The organism is Streptomyces europaeiscabiei, from assembly GCF_036346855.1.
Taxonomy (GTDB): domain Bacteria; phylum Actinomycetota; class Actinomycetes; order Streptomycetales; family Streptomycetaceae; genus Streptomyces; species Streptomyces europaeiscabiei.
The window spans coordinates 10,588,858-10,604,643 of record NZ_CP107841.1 but is presented as its reverse complement, the minus strand read 5'-3'; the positions used below and the strand labels follow the sequence as shown (position 1 = coordinate 10,604,643).

Annotated in this window: 16 protein-coding genes and 1 pseudogene; 12 read left to right on the top strand and 5 right to left on the bottom strand. The window is 67.0% G+C overall.

Translation table 11 applies throughout. From position 1 onward, the window contains the following. The first annotated feature begins 195 nt into the window (after positions 1-195). From OG858_RS46145 to OG858_RS46125, 5 genes are all read left to right on the top strand, one after another. On the top strand, positions 196-1,035 hold the full coding sequence (locus OG858_RS46145) for an IS5 family transposase (RefSeq protein WP_327725950.1): 840 nt from the start codon (positions 196-198) through the stop codon (positions 1,033-1,035). 140 nt (positions 1,036-1,175) lie between these two features. After that, complete coding sequence (locus OG858_RS46140) at positions 1,176-2,750, top strand: tyrosine-type recombinase/integrase (RefSeq protein WP_328543761.1); 1,575 nt, start codon at positions 1,176-1,178, stop codon at positions 2,748-2,750. Between the two features lie 81 nt (positions 2,751-2,831). Continuing rightward, on the top strand, positions 2,832-3,428 hold the full coding sequence (locus OG858_RS46135; protein WP_319269315.1) for a DinB family protein: 597 nt from the start codon (positions 2,832-2,834) through the stop codon (positions 3,426-3,428). 183 nt (positions 3,429-3,611) lie between these two features. Then, positions 3,612-4,634, top strand: a complete 1,023-nt coding sequence (locus tag OG858_RS46130; protein ID WP_319269312.1) for a tyrosine-type recombinase/integrase — start codon at positions 3,612-3,614, stop codon at positions 4,632-4,634. After that, positions 4,634-6,463, top strand: coding sequence for a tyrosine-type recombinase/integrase (locus OG858_RS46125; RefSeq protein WP_319269310.1), 1,830 nt, complete (start codon positions 4,634-4,636; stop codon positions 6,461-6,463). Before OG858_RS46130 ends, OG858_RS46125 begins: the two co-directional genes overlap by 1 nt. A 5-nt stretch (positions 6,464-6,468) precedes the next feature. Here OG858_RS46125 and OG858_RS46120 read toward each other — a convergent pair whose 3' ends face one another. Continuing rightward, the gene (locus OG858_RS46120) at positions 6,469-6,858 is read right to left on the bottom strand and encodes a CPCC family cysteine-rich protein (RefSeq protein ID WP_319269307.1); all 390 of its coding nucleotides are present in this window, start codon (positions 6,856-6,858) and stop codon (positions 6,469-6,471) included. 112 nt (positions 6,859-6,970) lie between these two features. On the opposite strand from OG858_RS46120, the gene OG858_RS46115 reads away from it, so the two are divergent. From OG858_RS46115 to OG858_RS46105, 3 genes are all read left to right on the top strand, one after another. Next, positions 6,971-7,972, top strand: coding sequence for a Mu transposase domain-containing protein (locus OG858_RS46115; RefSeq protein WP_328543762.1), 1,002 nt, complete (start codon positions 6,971-6,973; stop codon positions 7,970-7,972). A gap of 36 nt (positions 7,973-8,008) precedes the next feature. Further along, positions 8,009-8,776, top strand: coding sequence for an IS21-like element helper ATPase IstB (gene istB, locus OG858_RS46110; RefSeq protein WP_455681703.1), 768 nt, complete (start codon positions 8,009-8,011; stop codon positions 8,774-8,776). 337 nt (positions 8,777-9,113) lie between these two features. Then, entirely contained in the window at positions 9,114-10,037 is a 924-nt protein-coding gene (locus tag OG858_RS46105) for a GNAT family N-acetyltransferase (RefSeq protein ID WP_319269328.1), read from the top strand. A 547-nt stretch (positions 10,038-10,584) separates the two neighbouring features. On the opposite strand, the gene OG858_RS46100 is transcribed toward OG858_RS46105, so the two are convergent. The 3 genes from OG858_RS46100 to OG858_RS46090 all read right to left on the bottom strand — a co-directional run bounded on the left by OG858_RS46100 (position 10,585) and on the right by OG858_RS46090 (position 12,858). Further along, positions 10,585-11,733 (bottom strand): pentapeptide repeat-containing protein, encoded by a 1,149-nt coding sequence (locus OG858_RS46100; RefSeq protein ID WP_327725948.1) that lies wholly within the window; start codon positions 11,731-11,733, stop codon positions 10,585-10,587. Between the two features lie 446 nt (positions 11,734-12,179). After that, entirely contained in the window at positions 12,180-12,545 is a 366-nt protein-coding gene (locus tag OG858_RS46095) for a hypothetical protein (protein ID WP_328543763.1), read from the bottom strand. An 88-nt stretch (positions 12,546-12,633) separates the two neighbouring features. After that, positions 12,634-12,858 (bottom strand): hypothetical protein, encoded by a 225-nt coding sequence (locus OG858_RS46090; protein ID WP_327725947.1) that lies wholly within the window; start codon positions 12,856-12,858, stop codon positions 12,634-12,636. Between the two features lie 171 nt (positions 12,859-13,029). Between OG858_RS46090 and OG858_RS46085 the strand changes: the two genes are divergently transcribed. The 4 genes and pseudogenes from OG858_RS46085 to OG858_RS46070 all read left to right on the top strand — a co-directional run bounded on the left by OG858_RS46085 (position 13,030) and on the right by OG858_RS46070 (position 15,343). Then, the gene (locus OG858_RS46085) at positions 13,030-13,335 is read left to right on the top strand and encodes a hypothetical protein (RefSeq protein ID WP_319269296.1); all 306 of its coding nucleotides are present in this window, start codon (positions 13,030-13,032) and stop codon (positions 13,333-13,335) included. 202 nt (positions 13,336-13,537) lie between these two features. Further along, the gene (locus tag OG858_RS46080; protein ID WP_319269293.1) at positions 13,538-13,987 is read left to right on the top strand and encodes a hypothetical protein; all 450 of its coding nucleotides are present in this window, start codon (positions 13,538-13,540) and stop codon (positions 13,985-13,987) included. 342 nt (positions 13,988-14,329) lie between these two features. After that, entirely contained in the window at positions 14,330-14,584 is a 255-nt protein-coding gene (locus tag OG858_RS46075) for a DUF6332 family protein (RefSeq protein ID WP_327745705.1), read from the top strand. A 37-nt stretch (positions 14,585-14,621) separates the two neighbouring features. Beyond that, positions 14,622-15,343: pseudogene (locus tag OG858_RS46070) on the top strand (transposase). A 212-nt stretch (positions 15,344-15,555) separates the two neighbouring features. Here the strand turns inward: OG858_RS46070 and OG858_RS46065 are convergent. Next, positions 15,556-15,771: a DUF2716 domain-containing protein gene (locus tag OG858_RS46065; protein ID WP_037691762.1), complete on the bottom strand. Its 216-nt coding sequence runs from the start codon at positions 15,769-15,771 to the stop codon at positions 15,556-15,558. Positions 15,772-15,786 lie beyond the last annotated feature (15 nt).

The window sequence follows — 15,786 nt, the reverse complement described above, 5'->3', positions numbered from 1 at the left end:
ATATGACTCTCGCCCCTGCCCTGCTTTGGGGGCCTTCATCCCATAGGCGGCGAATGATGGTCTCCAGGGCGGATGCTCAGCCATCCGTCTCGTTCACTTCCATGCCTGGAAGTCCGTCTGGTTTGAAGTTGCCATGGAATCGCCCAGCGAGCGACGGAACCGAGCCCTCCGCCTCGCACGTGATCACGCTACGCCGTGAGCGAGCGCAAGCCGTACCCCAGCGACCTGTCCGACGCCCGATGGGCCCTGATCAAGCCGACGTTGACGGCCTGGAGGAAGGCCCGACTCGACCGCAGACCAACCGGACAGCCGGCCAAGGTCGATTTACGGGACGTCCTCAACGCCATCCTCTACGTGAACCGCACCGGAATTCCCTGGAAATACCTCCCGCACGACTTCCCGAACCACGGCACCGTTTACGCCTACTACGCCGCCTGGCGCGACGAAGGAATCTTCGCCCAGCTCAACTACGACCTGACCGGACTGGCGCGAGTAAAAGAGGGGCGCAAGCCCGAGCCGACCGCATCCGTGATCGACACGCAGAGCGTGAAGACTTCCACCAACATGCCCGTGACCAGCCAGGGAACGGACGCCGCGAAGAAGATCATGGGCCGAAAGCGGGGCATCCTCACCGACACGATCGGACTCATCCTCGCCGTGACCGTCACCGCCGCCGGCCTCTCGGAGAACGCCCTGGGAATCCGCCTCCTCGACCAGGCGAAGGAGATGTACCCGACCATCTCGAAGAGCTGGGTCGACACCGGCTTCAAGAATGCCGTCGTCGAGCACGGCGCCACCCTCGGAATCGACGTCGAAGTCGTCAACCGGAATCCGGAGAGCCGCGGCTTTCAGGTCGTGAAAAGGCGCTGGGTGGTGGAGCGGAGTATCGGCTGGATCATGATGCACCGCCGCCTCGCCCGCGACTACGAGACCCTCACCGCCAGCTCCAAGACCATGATCCACATCGCCTCGATCGACAACCTCGCCAGGCGCATAACGGACGAGACGACACCCACCTGGCGAGGAACGTACTAGGGCGTAAACGGCAATCTGCCCACTTCAAACGCCCTCTGAAGGACTCGCCACCGACCCTGCGTGAGGCCCAGGCCCGCGGCCAGCTCACCCCCGCCGAGCTGATCGACCGCCATCCGATCGCCAACCGCGCGGTCCGCGACGTGCTCGTCCACTACCTCGCCGAGCGATCCGCCGTCCTGGACTACGGCTCCCTGGTCAACCACGCCCAGATGCTGGCCGACCTGTTCTGGGGCGACCTGCAACGCCACCACCCCACGAATTCCTCGCTCAACCTGCCCGACGAGGTCGCCCAGGCATGGAAGCAACGCGTCCGGGTCCTGCCGGACGGGCGACCGCGCCTCACCGCCCACGCTGTGTTCCTGGCCGTCCGCTCCTTCTACCTGGACCTCTCGCAGTGGTCGATGGAGGACCCTGCCCGCTGGGCGGCCTGGGCGGCACCCTGCCCGATCAGCGAGGCCGACATCCGCGGCTACATCAAGGAGACCCGCCACCGGCGGGCGCGGATGCAGCAGCGCACCCGCACCCTGGTCCCCGTCCTGCCGCAGCTCGTCCGCGCTGCCGAGGCCCGGCTGCAACGTGCCACGCTGCTGCTGCGGGCAGCCCGCTCCGCGAAGCCTGGTGAGGATTTCACCGTTGAGGGCTCGCAGTATCGACGCACCGGCAGGGACGGCAGCCATTGGCGTCCCACCGCGCTGTTCCTCGCCCCCGTCGGTGAACCGGGGCCGCGGTTCGATGCCGAATGCGAGGAGAACAACGCGTTCTGGACCTGGGCGAGCATCGAGGTTCTGCGACGCACCGGGGCCAGGATCGAGGAACTGCTGGAGCTCACCCACCTGAGTCTGCGTCAGTACCAGGCGCCGACTGGGGAGACAGTGCCGCTGTTGCAGATCAGCCCGTCCAAGACCGACCGTGAGCGCGTCATCTCCGCCGACCCGGACCTGGTCGCGGTGCTCGCCCGGGTCATTCGCCGCATCAAGGGCACCGGCGAGCGAGTGCCGCTGCTGACCCGGTACGACGGCTACGAGCGGGTCTTCGGCCCACCGATGCCGCACCTGTTCCAATGTCCTTCCCAGCACCGGCTGCAGGTCATCTCCCCCAACCGGATCCGCGAGTTCCTCACCGAGCTCGCGCTGCGGGCCGGCATCGTCGATGTCGACGGGACACCGCTGAGGTTCACGCCGCACGACTTCCGCAGAATCTTCTCGACAGAGACCGTCAACGGCGGCCTGCCGATCCACATTGCCGCGAAGCTTCTTGGCCATCTTGATCTCAACACCACTCAGGCTTACGTCGCTGTTTATCCCGAGGAAGTGATCCGCCGCTACCGGCAGTTCGTCGACCAGCGCCGAACGCACCGTCCCAGCGAGGAGTACCGCGAGCCCAGCGACACCGAGTGGCAGGACTTCCGTGACCACTTCAGCCTGCGCAAGGTCGCGCTCGGCACCTGCGACCGGCCCTACGGGACCCCTTGCCAGCATGAAAACGCCTGTGTCAGGTGCCCCATGCTCCGGCTGGACCTGGCCCAGGAGCCCCGGCTGCTGGAGATCGAGGCCAACAACCGCGAACGGCTCCAAGAGGCCCATCGGATGCAGTGGCTGGGCGAGGTCGCCGGACTGCAGGAGAGCCTGCGGCACATCGCCGAGAAGAAGAAGCAGGCCGACCGCCTGCGCTGGCATGCCGAACACGGAGAGGGAGGAACCGGTGCTCTCAGCTGACGGCCGTTATCAGGACGTACCACCCAGGGAGTGCCGGTCGCACGTTGAGCACACCGGCGGCGCGTGACAGTCTCGTACGCCATGATCGATGATTTCGCGAAAGACTACCTGCACAGCGATCTGCGAGAGATACGCAAGACGATGCTCTGGAAGCTCGACGGGCTCGGCGAGTATGACATCCGCCGGCCTCTGACTTCGACGGGCACCAACCTTCTCGGCCTGGTCAAGCACCTGTCGATCTGGGAGGCCAGGTACTTCGGCGAGGTCTTCAACCGACCGTTCCCCGAGCTTCTGCCCCGGTGGGACGACGCCGGGGAGCGCGGCGCCGACCTGTGGGCGACCGAGCACGAGACGCGCGAGGAGATCACCGACCGCTACCGTCGCGTCTGGGAGCACTCAGACGCGACGATCACCGCCCTCGCCATCGACTCCCCTGGCCACGTGCCCTGGTGGCCCCGCCCCAACGTGAAGCTGTTCAACATCCTGGTCCACATGCTCACCGAGACCAGCCGGCACGCAGGACACGCCGACATCCTGCGCGAACAGATCGACGGCTCGACGGGGACGTCAGCCCAGTACGCGACTCCGCGGCACGACGCGGCCTTCCTGAAAGCCCAGCGCGCGAAGATCGAACGAGCCGCTAAAGCCTTCGTCACTGAACTCGGCCAGGAACGCTAGCCCTTCACGACGCCGCGCGTTCATCCTCGGTAGTACAGAGAAACGTCTCGGCATCGCAAGGGCAGGAAGCCTTCTTCGAGGGCCACCTCCACGCCTTCCAGGTGCTGGGAGGTTATGTGGGTGACAACTCTTCCGCGATCTCGTGTTCCCGGTCAGGATGGTCGCTCCCGTCGAGGAGCTCGGATGGCCTGGCAGCCGCAGTTGGTACGACGTGTCGATGGCGCCGGCAATCCCGCGGCGTCGCTCGGGCACGCCCTGGTCGACGACTACCTGGAGTTCGTGGCGGCACGCTGTCGGCCGAACACACTGCTGGCCACCGCCTACGACCTGAAGGTCTTCTTCTCGGCGGTGCCCAAGGAGCCGGTCGACGTCGTCACCGCCGACATCTTCGCGTTCATCACCGCGCAGAAGAAGCCGCGGCGAGGGCCGAAGGTTGTCCGGCTCGAAGACGGTGAAGCGGGACTCTCGGCTCGGACCATCAAGCGCCGACTCGCCAGCATCTCCGGGCTGTTCGGCTACCTCATGACCCGCGACGACCTCGCCATTGATCGCAACCCGGTGCCGACGGGGCTGGCCAACCGTCGCCGCAGCGGCAACCGCGGGACACCGCTGCTGCGCACGCCCCGAACCCTCCCGCGCATCCTCGGACCGGCTGAGGTCGAAGCAGTGCTTGGCGCGGTGAACACTGCACGGGACCGGGCCATGGTGCTCGCGATGCTGCTGGGCGGCCTGCGCCGCTGCGAAGTACTCGGCCTGCGGCTGGGAGACCTCTCGCCAGGCGAACGTCGAGTCTTCATCAACGAAGGCAAGGGCGGGCATCAACGCCTGATACCGATCTCTGCGCACTTCTTCACCGCCGTCGGGGACTACCTGGACCAGGAGCGACCTGCCGTCGATCACGATCAGCTGTTCGTTGTGCTGCGGGGGCCGACCCGGGGCCGACCTCTGTCCTCCGACGGTCTGGACGAAATTCTCGACGGCGTCCGGAGGCGGACAGGACTGCCGCGGCTGACCTGCCACCAGCTCCGTCACACCTGCCTGACCCGGCTGCGGGAGGCGGGCATGGCCCTGGAAGCAGTGCAGGCCCAGGCCGGGCACCGTTCCATCGAATCAACCCGGATCTACATCCACCTGGCGAACAGCTGGCTCGCCGAGCAATATCTCCAGGCAAGCGCCGCCATCGACGCAGACAGGGCGGAGTCCTGATGCGCCGGGCCAGAGCCGCGGCCCTGCCGATCGTGCGACCGGACCTCGTCGAGTACTACCTCGCCCACCGGGCCGGGCAGGGAATGAACACCGACCACAAGGTCCGCTGGAGGGCTCGCGCCCTGCTCGCCGCAGTGCCCGATCTGGAGGACTTCTGCCGCCTTCCGATCGAGCGGCAACTCTCGTTCAACCATGAGACGCACCGATTCATCAGCTGGCTCGCGGTCACCGGACGTCTGCAGCCCGGCGCGGACTACCTGGTCGCGCGGCGCCCACGGCTGGGCATCGTGCTGGCCAGAACGGAGCCGGAACTGCACCTTCGGTTCATGGAGACGGCCCGGACACTCGGCTTCCGCGACTATCTGGCCATGTCCCAGTTCAATCTGCTGGGCCACTTCGTTGCCCTCTTCGGCAAGCAGCCGCACGAGTTGCAGCAGACAGACTGGGACCAGGGCCGCGATCTGCTGCTGGAGGCAGCCCGTCGCATTCCCAATCGCGGGGTCAAGGCCCTGTCGACGTCTCTGTTCAACCTCGAGGCGACGCTCTTCCACTGCGAGTTGTCCGACCAGCTCCCGCGCCGACGTCACCCGGATCGAGCCGACATCCGCGCCGCCGAATGGTCACGCGTCGCACCCACGATGGCGTCCACGATGCAGCACTACCTGAAGCAGATCGCGGGGACGCTGCGGCCGGGCACGGTGAAGAACGCCGAGCTGACGCTGCGGGAGTTCGCTCTGCTGGTGGCCGCCGAAGACCCGGCGGTGACGTGTGTCGCCCAGTTCAAGCGTCGGCACGTCGAACGCTATCGGCAATGGCTGCTGGAGCGGCCGGCCGCGCGCGGCGGTCCGCTGCACCGGCATACCGTCCGCGACCGGCTGAGCAAACTGCGCGGCTTCTTCCGCCGCCTGGACGAGTGGGACGCCGCCGACCGGCCGCCCCGCCAGCTGGTATTCGACAGCGACTTTCCGATCGCGGACGAGCCGCTGCCCCGATTCCTCGACGACGCCGCAGCCGCCAAGTTGCTGGCCGCAGCCCGCCGGGACACTGATCCGTTCGCCCGGCTCGCGATCGAGATCCTTGCTCGCACCGGGATGCGCCGCAGCGAAATGCTCGGCCTCACCGTCGACGCGGTGGTGCAGATCGGCTCCGCCTACTGGCTTCGCGTCCCGGTTGGCAAGATGCACACCGACCGTTACGTCCCCTTGCATCCACAGCTGAAGATGCTGCTGGATGACTGGCTGCTGCACCGGCCCGAGGGCCTGCGTTCGAACCTGCTGTTCACCGATCACGGCCGTCCGATCAACGCATCTCGCATCGAGACGGCCGTCCGCAGGGCCGCAGAGCGGGCCGGTCTGGGCCGGGTCACCCCACACCAGCTCAGACACACTCTGGCCACCCAGGCGATCAACCGAGGCATGTCCCTGGAGGCCATCGCCGCACTGCTCGGTCACCGGTCGTTGTCCATGACGCGTGTTTACGCGCGGATCGCCGACCGGACGGTCGCGGATGAGTACTTCGCCGTCTCGGAGAAGGTCGAGGCCCTCTACGACGCTCCGCGCCAACTGCCGGCCGACGCCGAGGGTTCGGAGATGGGCAAGCTCCGCCGGGAAATGCACCGTCGGATGCTCGGCAACGGCTACTGCGCGCGCCCGGTCGAGATGGACTGCCACTTCGAGTCGATCTGCGAGTCGTGCACGTTCTTCGTCACCACGATCGAGTTCCGCCCCACCCTCGAGCGCCAGCGGGACGACGCGGTGGCCAAGGGTCAGGTCGCACGCGAGCAGATCTTCGACGGGCTACTGACCCGCCTTGACGAGCAGGCCAGCTGACCGCCTCAGCTGCTGCGGCGCCAGAATCCGGTATCGCGATGGCGCCACCAGTACAGGACCGTGCAGTCGACGGGCCACGGTGCCTCCTGCCTGCCGCGAGGTTCGAAGTGGTCCCGGTCCGGGTCGATGGGGCGCCAATTCTGATCCAGCGGCTCGTCGTCCCGAGGCGGCCGGACCTTGGTCACGAATCGTTGCTCGGAGGCCCCGAACTCCTTGAAGTTCGCCTGGGCCTCGATCAACGACGTCCGGTTCGCTCCGCCAGCCCAGTCAGGCCAACGCAGCTGCACGCGATCGTCCTCCCAGAAACAAACCGAACAGATTTCAAAGGATCCGGGTGGCTCACCCAGAGTTAGATGGCCGCAGCACACGCAGGGGTAGTGGATCACGGCCGTCATCTTGCCTCACCACATCTTGACGCCCCAGTGAGTTTCACGGCCTTGACATCGAGACCCGCATATTAGAGGCGTCCCCAGGGGCAAGGTCCGCTACGACAACCTCACCTCCGCGGTGGCCCGGGTGCTCGGCTTCACCCGGGCCCGGGTCGAGACCGACCGCTGGACTGCGTTCCGCTCCTGGGCTGGCCTGGATGCCTTCTACTGCCAACCGGGCATCGACGGCGCCCATGAGAAGGGCGGCGTCGAAGGTGAAGTGGGCCGCTTCCGCCGCAACCACTTGGTCCCCGTTCCCGACATCGCCACCCTGGCCGAGCTCAACGCACAAATCGATGAGTGGGACCGGCAGGACGACCAGCGCCGGATCGGCGAGCGCCCGCGCACCGTCGGCGAGTACTTCGCCATCGAAAAACCCCTGCTGCAGCCGCTGCCGGAAGACCACTTCGAGACCGGGCGGCTGCTGACCCCGAGGGTGGACCGCTACGCGCAGGTCACCGTGCGGCAGAACCACTACTCGGTGCCGGTACGGTTGATCGGCCGTCAGGTCCGGGTCCTGCTGCACGCCTCCGAGGTGGTGGTCTACGACGGCCGTGCCGAAGTCGCCCGGCACGAGCGCCTCGTCACACGCGGTGGGAGCCGCCTGGACCTGGACCACTACCTGGAAGGACTCCTGCGTAAACCCGGCGCGCTGCCCGGGGCGACCGCACTGGACCAGGCCCGCGCGGCCGGGAAGTTCACCCCCGTGCACGACGCCTGGTGGGAAACCGCCCGCCGCGCACACGGCGACGCGGCGGGCACCCGTGCGCTGATCGAGGTTCTGCTGCTGCACCGGCACATGAGCCACGACCACATCGTCGCCGGGATCGCCGCCGCTCTACGGGCCGGCGCTTTGACCTCGGACGCGGTGGCCCTGGAAGCCCGCCTGGCCGCCGAACGTGAAACTCCCGCCGAGGCGGGCCCGGACACGGTGCCGGGCTATATCGTCTCTCCGGTGGTGTCGCTGACCGCGCGCAGGATGGCCGCACTTCCCCCGGACCCCAGGCCGCTGCCCTCGGTGGCAGCCTACGACCAACTCCTTCGTCACACCCGGCCATCGGCCGAGCGCCCCACCAGCTAAGGGAGTCCCCGCCATGAGCCCACCCGTCCCCGGGGTCTGACCGAACCCGCCGCCGACGCGGCAATCGACGCGGCCTGCCGCAACCTGCGTCTGCCCACCATGCGGAGCCAGTTCTCCGAGCTCGCCGACGCCGCGGCCCGCGACCAGATGACCTACCGCGGGTTCCTGGCCGAGTTGCTGATGGCCGAGTGCGACGACCGCAACCGCCGCCGCTCCGAGCGCCGGATCAAGGCCGCGGGTTTCCCCCGCGAGAAGGCGCTTCGCACGTTCGACTTCGCCGCGAACTCCGCCATCGACCCGGCTGCCATCCACACCCTGGCCTCCTGCGACTGGGTCCGCAAGGGGCTGCCGCTGTGTCTGATCGGCGACTCGGGGACCGGCAAGTCGCACCTGCTGATCGCGCTGGGCACGGAGGCCGCGATGGCCGGCTTTCGGGTCAAGTACGTGCTGGCGACCAAGCTGGTCAACGAGTTGGTCGAGGCCGCTGACGAGAAGCTGCTGACGAAGACCATCGCCGGCTACGGACGGGTCGATCTTCTCTGTATTGATGAGCTGGGCTATATGGAGCTTGACCGGCGCGGCGCCGAGCTGCTGTTCCAGGTGCTGACCGAGCGGGAGGAAAAGAACAGCATGGCGATCGCCTCCAACGAGTCCTTCTCCTCGTGGACCAAGACGTTCACCGACCCTCGGCTCTGCGCGGCCATCGTGGACCGCCTCACCTTCGGCGGCAACATCATCGAGACCGGCAGCGACTCCTACCGCCTTGCTCACACCAAAGCTGCCCAGCAACAACGACCGGTTTGACGAACAAACCCTGGCCCCTTCACGAGACCGTGATGGCCAGGGAAGCATGACGCTCGGCTCATGCCGCCCGACACTGCACCATGCCCGGCGCTGCCAGCGGGCTCGGGCCGGTGATCGCAAAATAGGTTTGCGCAGGCGACGGCGATTGGATAGATCTTGCGGCCGGACCCCTGTCGACAGGACCGAGGGGCCACGACACCGAAAAGGAGGGATAAGCCCATGATCCCCATGATCACTGCGCTTGTGTCCTCCCGGGGCGCAGACCGCGTCTGAACCCCGGAGCGGACAGGCGCCTTCACCGGAGCGTGCCTTGACCGTGGAACAGAACGACCTGACCATGCGCCCGATCACCGGGCGCGACGAACTCAACCTCTTCTCCCGACTTCCCTACGTCCTCAACGAGGAACTCGCGGACGACCTCGCCGCCGGCCGCCGTCGGCCGGAATGGATGTGGGTCGCCCTGCGCGGCGACCGTCTGGTGGCCAGGGCCGCCTGGTGGTGCCGGACCGGAGACGCCACACCATTCCTCTTGGACATTCTCGACATCGACGACAGCAGCGCGGATCGCGACCGCGTGGACATCGGCGCGCGGCTGCTGCAGACCGCCACAGCCGAAGTTGTGCCGGCAGACACCCGTCCACCGGAGTACAGCCGCTTCGTCCCACCCGATTGGCGCGAGGGCGGGGTGACCCGGCGCGTCGTCGAGGACCGCATGGCTGCCCTGGAACGGACCGGCGCCCGCCTGTTCGTCGAACGGCTACGTCTGGAGTGGCGTCCCGGGACGCCACTCCCCGAGCCAAGCGGGCGCCTGGCGTTCCGGCCGGTCCGCGACACCGAGGAAATCCTCACCCTGATGACTCGGGTCCTGGACGGGACGCTGGACGCGCACAGCAGGGACGACCTGACCCGGATGTCCGCCCGCGAGGCGGCGGCCAGGCACTATGAGGACGAACTCGCGCACTACCGGAGTCCTCGGGAATGGTGGCGGATCGCGACGCTGCCAGACGGCGAACCGGTGGGGTTCGTCACCCCTGCCCGCAACGACTACAACCCCATCATCGGCTACCTCGCCGTACTCCCCGCGCACCGGGGCAACGGCTACATCGACGAGATCCTTGCCGAAGGCACTCGCATCCTCATCGCGCAGGACGTTCCGCGCATCCGGGCGGCCACAGATCTTGGCAACATTCCCATGGCGAACGCCTTCCAGCGCGTCGGATACGTCAATTTCGAACGCACGATCAACATGACCTGGAACTGATCCAGACATCGGGTGGGGAGGCCGCAAACGGCCTCCCCACCCCAGCTCGGCCGCATCCGGAGAAAGCCCTTCAAACGGGCGCCACATTGCCAGCCGACCACACGCGCTAACACCCATCCTGCTCTGACCGTTCTGCCAACCGAGCACAGGGTGGGGCCAACTCACTCGGTCACGCCACGGGGCGAAGATCACCAAGAGGGGCCAGAGGACTCGTTCCCTTGGGGCCAAGACACTCGGTCATAGCCATGGGGACCGGTGCAAGGACCACGCCGAGTACTGCCGAGCCGTCAAGAAGGACGGTGAGGTCTGCAACCAGCGTTCCTAAGAGTTCCTCAACATCGACAGGCATCGTCGCTGGAAGCGGTGGCAGAGCTGGCAGCGACGTGATGGCAAGGCTCGCGCCTGCCAGCTCTCGCCGGGCTCCAGACGCCCCATGCGAGGCTGCGGCAGGGTCGGTTACAAGGACCGCCGGTCGCAGTCGGCCAGGGTGGGCATCTCGTACGCGCTGAGAGACGGTTCTCAGGACCGCCGTCGGGCAAGGACGAGCTCAAGGCAGGTCAGAAATGCTGGTGCCCGAGGGAAGTCGCAGCCCAGAGGGCGTCACCTGCAGGCCGAATTTCGGGGGGTGCCTGAGGTCGGCTACCTGGGACAAGTCGACGGTGCCACCGCTGAAGTGAGCGGGCGGCACCGTGCGATAAATGGAAGAGAGGTGGCGTTCACCGAAGTTTACGGCGCTGCCGGTAAAGGTCGCGCCGGTGAAGTCGACGATGCCGTCGGAGAACTCAGCTCCCTCGAAAGGGACTTCGCCCGCTGTGAAGGAAGCGTCCCGGAAGGTCACGCGACCACCGGTGAAGCGGGCATGGTCAAAGGTGACCCAGCCGCCGCTGAAGGTGGCACGGTTGAAGCGGACGGTGCCGCTGCGGAATTCGGCGAGCCGGAAATAGACGTGGCTGTCTTCGGCGAAGTTGGCCTCATCGAAGATGATCTGGTCCGTTCCGTCGCCAGCGAAGAGGGCCTTGACGAAGAGGATGTCACCGCCAGTGAAGCGGGCGCCACGGAAGTCAGCTTCAACAAGGACGGCGCCCGTGAAGTCGAGATCGTGGCCCTGCCAGGATGCGGGCGCACCGTCGCGCAGGTGGGCGGCAATGAGCCTCAGGACAGTTACGCGCACCTCTCGCTCGCGCTGCCACGACGCCAGCGCCTGATCGTCGGTCGGCGGATCGGGAGCATGCGGCATTCTCAGGTAGCCGCACAGTACGTCGATGCACATCTGGCGTTCCTGCGGCCATTCATCGGCGAGCCGTGCCATGGCATAGGCGCCTGCCATGCGTACAGCTGGCTGGTCTGTCCCGAGTTGTTCGGCGGCGGCGCCGAACCGTTCGATCAGCGCCTTGTCATGCTCGCGGAAATCGGTCGCTTCACTCAGATGCTGGCGCCGATAGGCGACCACGAGTGCCACGACCCCGCCGACACCCGCAACAACAGCCAGTGCGATCTTGATGGCGTCATATGTATCACCGGGCCTCAGCGGTCCAGACACCTGAACCTGGGGCGCCCCGAGCATCAGCCACAGTAGTCCCAAGACGGTGATCACTGCGGCTACGGCCAGCACCAGTACGACAGCGATATGCAGTCCCAATGGCCAGCGCATGGCACCGCGCGGCGTCAGGTTCGAATTTCGCTCAGCCGCGGTCAAGCTCGATCCTCCGGCAAGACGGCCCATCGGCCATCACGGAGCCGACCGCACGTTCATAGAGGCAAGCAAACAACCTCATCATGCCCTCCCCTGGTCCTGCTGCTGAACCAGCGTGGCGTACCTACAGCACGCGCACCAGATGGCTGGCACCGCCGGACAGACCGCTGAGGGCTATCCCCCTCCAGTGGCGATCTTCGGATCGAAAAACAGGCTCTGAAGCCGTCCCACGGCGAACCCCCGGCGTGTGGCCGGGGGTTCGGGTTGGCGGGGCTCAGGGCGGCTACTTGCCCTCCTCGGCCAGCCGCGCAATTTGCTCGGCCAGCTGTCGCGAGGCTTCCTCCTGCTGCAAGGCCGCCTGCCGCAGGGCCTCCATCACCTCGGGTGACGTCTGCTCGGACATGGTGCTCTCCTTCCCTGGGCGGTGCGTCGTTGTTGCCAGGTGGTGATCAGTGGGGCAGGTTGCGGCGGCCGGAGTCGTACATCCGCCGGACCGACGACTGCTTCTCGGGGTCGTCGAGGATCGCCGCGGCGATTCGCCGCCACGAGAGCTTGTGAACGTCACGGAGCCGGACGACCTGCAGGGCGGAGCGCCGTTCCAGCAGTACTGCCAGCTGGGCCGTGCATACTGCGGCCTGCAGTGCGCTCTCCGGCGATGCCCCCTTCAGTCCCACGTCGTCGGGATCGCCGAGGGCCTCGAGCGCGTAGGCGAGTTGGTCGCCCTCGATGGCTGTCGCCAAGCAGCCCTGGGGGTCGTCGCTCTTGGGGTCCCAGGTGAGCTCTGCGGTGTGGCCGCTGGTCTTCGTAACGTGCACGGACCCGAGCGCTTTCCTTGCTGGATAGGGGTGCGGCCCCTGGAATTCGCCGGATCTGCAGGGGCCAAGACCGTGGGCGGGAGTCGGCTCAGCGGCCGAAGTTCAGGTCGCCGTGGTGGACGCCGCCGGTGATGCCCTGGTGGTCGCCGTTGATGACGGTGGTGGAGTTCGTTCCGCTGTCGTGGGTCGTGGTGGGCGTGCTCTCCCGGTCGCTGCGGGCCTTCGCGATGATCCGCTCGGTCTCCGGCCGCGTCGCCTCGATGAGGTGGTCGGCCATCCGCAGGGCCTCTTCCTTGTTCTTGAACATCCCCATGGTCAGTCTCCTTGGCAGCGGCGGTGGTTGGGCGGTTCCACGGTCAGTGGGGCCATCCGCTAAGGGTGTGCGCATTGCGCACGCCTAGAGAGGGGCAGGGTGTGCGCATTGCGCAAGGCGATGTGGTCTGTCATCTGTGCCTCGGGATGAGCGCTCAGTACGGTGGCAGCCATGGCGGAACGAGGCGAGACGCAGGGCGGGGCGGAGCGGGGACGGCTGGGCGGCACTGTCGAGCCGCCACCGGGTGCGCCGCCCGGGACAGTGCGGGTGGTCACCGGCACGCGGGCGCGGCAGGTGAGCGGCCAGGAGGCGGAGGATTTCGTCATCTCCACCGAGCGGGCCTGTCTGGAGATCGAGCACGTCTTCTACGACGCCGACGACGAAGTCCTGCGGCACACCGTGACCGTCGACTACAGCGGCCACCCGTACGTCACCCGGTACCAACCCGCCCTCGAGGACTTCGCACGGCGCGAATAGCCGGCCCGCCCATCCCTCGCACATCAGCGCACACCCCCGCGCCGCCCCACACTGGCCCTCCGCGAAGCAGTCCGGCGACTCGAGGTCGGCGAATTGGGCGCAGAGCGCACAGATGCGGGGTTGTTGACCCACGTCGGGCTGGTCTTCATCATCATCAGACTGGCCAACAGCCCTTTCCCCGGCACCGTAGCGAGGTCCTGACATGCGCCGCGCCCTTCTCACGCCCCTGCTGGCGCTTGCCCTGACCGGATGCTCGTTCCTGGGCCAGGCCACCACGTGCACCGAGGCCGACGCGGACTCACAGGTCGCCGCCGTGTGGCGGCCCGCCGACTTCGGCATCCGGGACGCGGCGCGGATCCGGCTGTGTGTGGACGGCACCTGCGAGGAGCGGACATCAGGCAGCCCCGACGACCCGTTCGCCGCGCTGGCCATCCCACTCCCCGACGACATCGGCGCCGCCACCGTGCCGGTACAGCTCACCGTGACCTCCGTGAAGAACGGCCACAAGGTCGTCGAGGACAGCAGCCGAGCCAAGCTGGCCGAGCAGCACCCCAACGGGACGTCCTGCCTGCCCACCGTCTGGACGGCAACATTCCGCGCCCACCCCGACAAGGGCCTCACCTCCCCCAAGGGCATGAAGCTCCAGGACTGAGCCCTGTATACCGAAGCCCGTCCTTCCCCGGCACCACCAAGGAAGGACGGGCGCTTCGCCTCCCCGTACCGCCGCAGCGAACAGCTGGCACGCTCGCGGCGGCCGACGGAACTGGCTCTTCGCAGCACGCCAGGAACGTCAGCCTGCGGCCGGCGCACGAAGCATGGGCTCCGGAACAGTTGTCAGAAGCGGTGCCTGTTCGGTACGGATCAGCCCCGGGCAGCCCGCCGTTGGGTACAGCGAGGACCGGCTTCACCGGCTCAGTGTGGTAGCGGATGGCCGCCCGTGAGAGTCGGCGGTCGGCGTAGGCGCGGTGGTTGGCCGCGATGGGAAACTTGCGGCATGGAAATTGGGCGTGAGTCGCGGTGGGAGAAGGACGCAATGACGGTGGAGATCGTTTTCGCCCTGGTGACTGCCACTGTGCTGGCTGGGGCGATCTTTGCCGTCGCCTGGACTCTCGTCCTGATCCTTGGCCTCTCCGGTTCGGCAGAGAAAGGCGTGTTGGCAGGGGGCGCGCTGCTCGGGGCGATGGCCGGAGTGTGGCGTCTGGTAAGGGTGCTGCTTCGATTCGACGAGCAGCGCCGAATGGGCCACTGACTACGGTCCTTACCTTTGCGGTCGGTAGCCTCCCGGCGTGGGAATCGTTGAGCGGCTGGTGCCGGATGAGTTGTGGCAGTCATTCCAGCGCGTGGTTCCGGGAGCGCCATCGCGGCCGCAGGGTGGTGGCCGGCGTCGCCACGGTGACCGCGAGGTGCCGGCGGCGATCGTGTTCGTGGCGACGTCGGGCTGCACGTGGCAGCAGCTGCACTCGGCGTCGTTCGGGCCGTCCGGGGCGACGGCCCACCGCCGGTTCACCGAGTGGACGAAGGCCAGAGTGTGGGCCAAGCTCCACCGCCTGGTCCTCGACGAACTCGGCTCTCGCGGTGACCTGGACTGGTCGAGGTGCGCGATCGACTCGGTGAACATGCGGGCCTGAAAAGGGGGACCTGACAGGTCCGAATCGCCAACGTCCACGACAGTCAGGCCCTGATACCGCTCGTGAAAGACATACCTCCGATTCGGTATCGCCGAGGACCTCGCCGACGCAAGCCCGCCAAGCTCCACCGCGACAAGGGCTACGACTACCGCCACTTGCGGCAATGGCTGGCACAGCCCGGTATCCGACACCGCATCGCCCACAAAGGGATCGAGACCTCACAGCGGCTCGGACGACACCGGTGGACCATCGAACGCACCATGTCCTGGCTCGCCGACTGCCGACGGCTCCACCGCCGCTACGAACGCAAGGCCGAGCACTTCCTAGCCTTCACCAGCATCGCCTGCACCCTCATCTGCTACCGCAGACTCACCAATTGAGATGACTTCTTAACCTCATCTGGGGTTACGGAGGCGGTCCCGCAGCTTGAGTCCATGATCGCCATGCAGGCACATGAGGCACACATAGCCGGGGCTGGCACAACGAGCGCGACCGCAGTCTCTGCAGAGATGCACTCCACCGGTTCACGGCACGGAATGCGGCTCATCCAGGACATTCTCGAAAGATCGGTGACGGGGCGTCATCTGATCGCTCAACCGAAGGTCCAGACGCCGTCGCCGAGCAGTTGGTCCAAGTCATTGGCGACCTGCTCGATGAGGTCATCTCCGAAGACGACGAGGGCTTGTTCGGCGTAGTGGGCGAACGTGCCGAGGCGGGCGTCCGCGGTGACAAGGAACTGGAACTCATCGTCGGCGATGGCGCTGCCCGGGACGTCTCGATCACTCTGCTCCGGGGCCTCGTTGGTCATCCGTCATGCTGCAGT

Coding starts and splice junctions, on each gene's coding strand:
- OG858_RS46135 (WP_319269315.1), top strand. CDS start 2,832: ATGATCGATGATTTCGCGAAAGACTACCTGCACAGCGATCTGCGAGAG.
- OG858_RS46130 (WP_319269312.1), top strand. CDS start 3,612: ATGGCCTGGCAGCCGCAGTTGGTACGACGTGTCGATGGCGCCGGCAAT.
- OG858_RS46125 (WP_319269310.1), top strand. CDS start 4,634: ATGCGCCGGGCCAGAGCCGCGGCCCTGCCGATCGTGCGACCGGACCTC.
- OG858_RS46120 (WP_319269307.1), bottom strand. CDS start 6,858: ATGACGGCCGTGATCCACTACCCCTGCGTGTGCTGCGGCCATCTAACT.
- OG858_RS46105 (WP_319269328.1), top strand. CDS start 9,114: ATGCGCCCGATCACCGGGCGCGACGAACTCAACCTCTTCTCCCGACTT.
- OG858_RS46090 (WP_327725947.1), bottom strand. CDS start 12,858: ATGGGGATGTTCAAGAACAAGGAAGAGGCCCTGCGGATGGCCGACCAC.
- OG858_RS46085 (WP_319269296.1), top strand. CDS start 13,030: ATGGCGGAACGAGGCGAGACGCAGGGCGGGGCGGAGCGGGGACGGCTG.
- OG858_RS46080 (WP_319269293.1), top strand. CDS start 13,538: ATGCGCCGCGCCCTTCTCACGCCCCTGCTGGCGCTTGCCCTGACCGGA.
- OG858_RS46075 (WP_327745705.1), top strand. CDS start 14,330: ATGGAAATTGGGCGTGAGTCGCGGTGGGAGAAGGACGCAATGACGGTG.
- OG858_RS46065 (WP_037691762.1), bottom strand. CDS start 15,771: ATGACCAACGAGGCCCCGGAGCAGAGTGATCGAGACGTCCCGGGCAGC.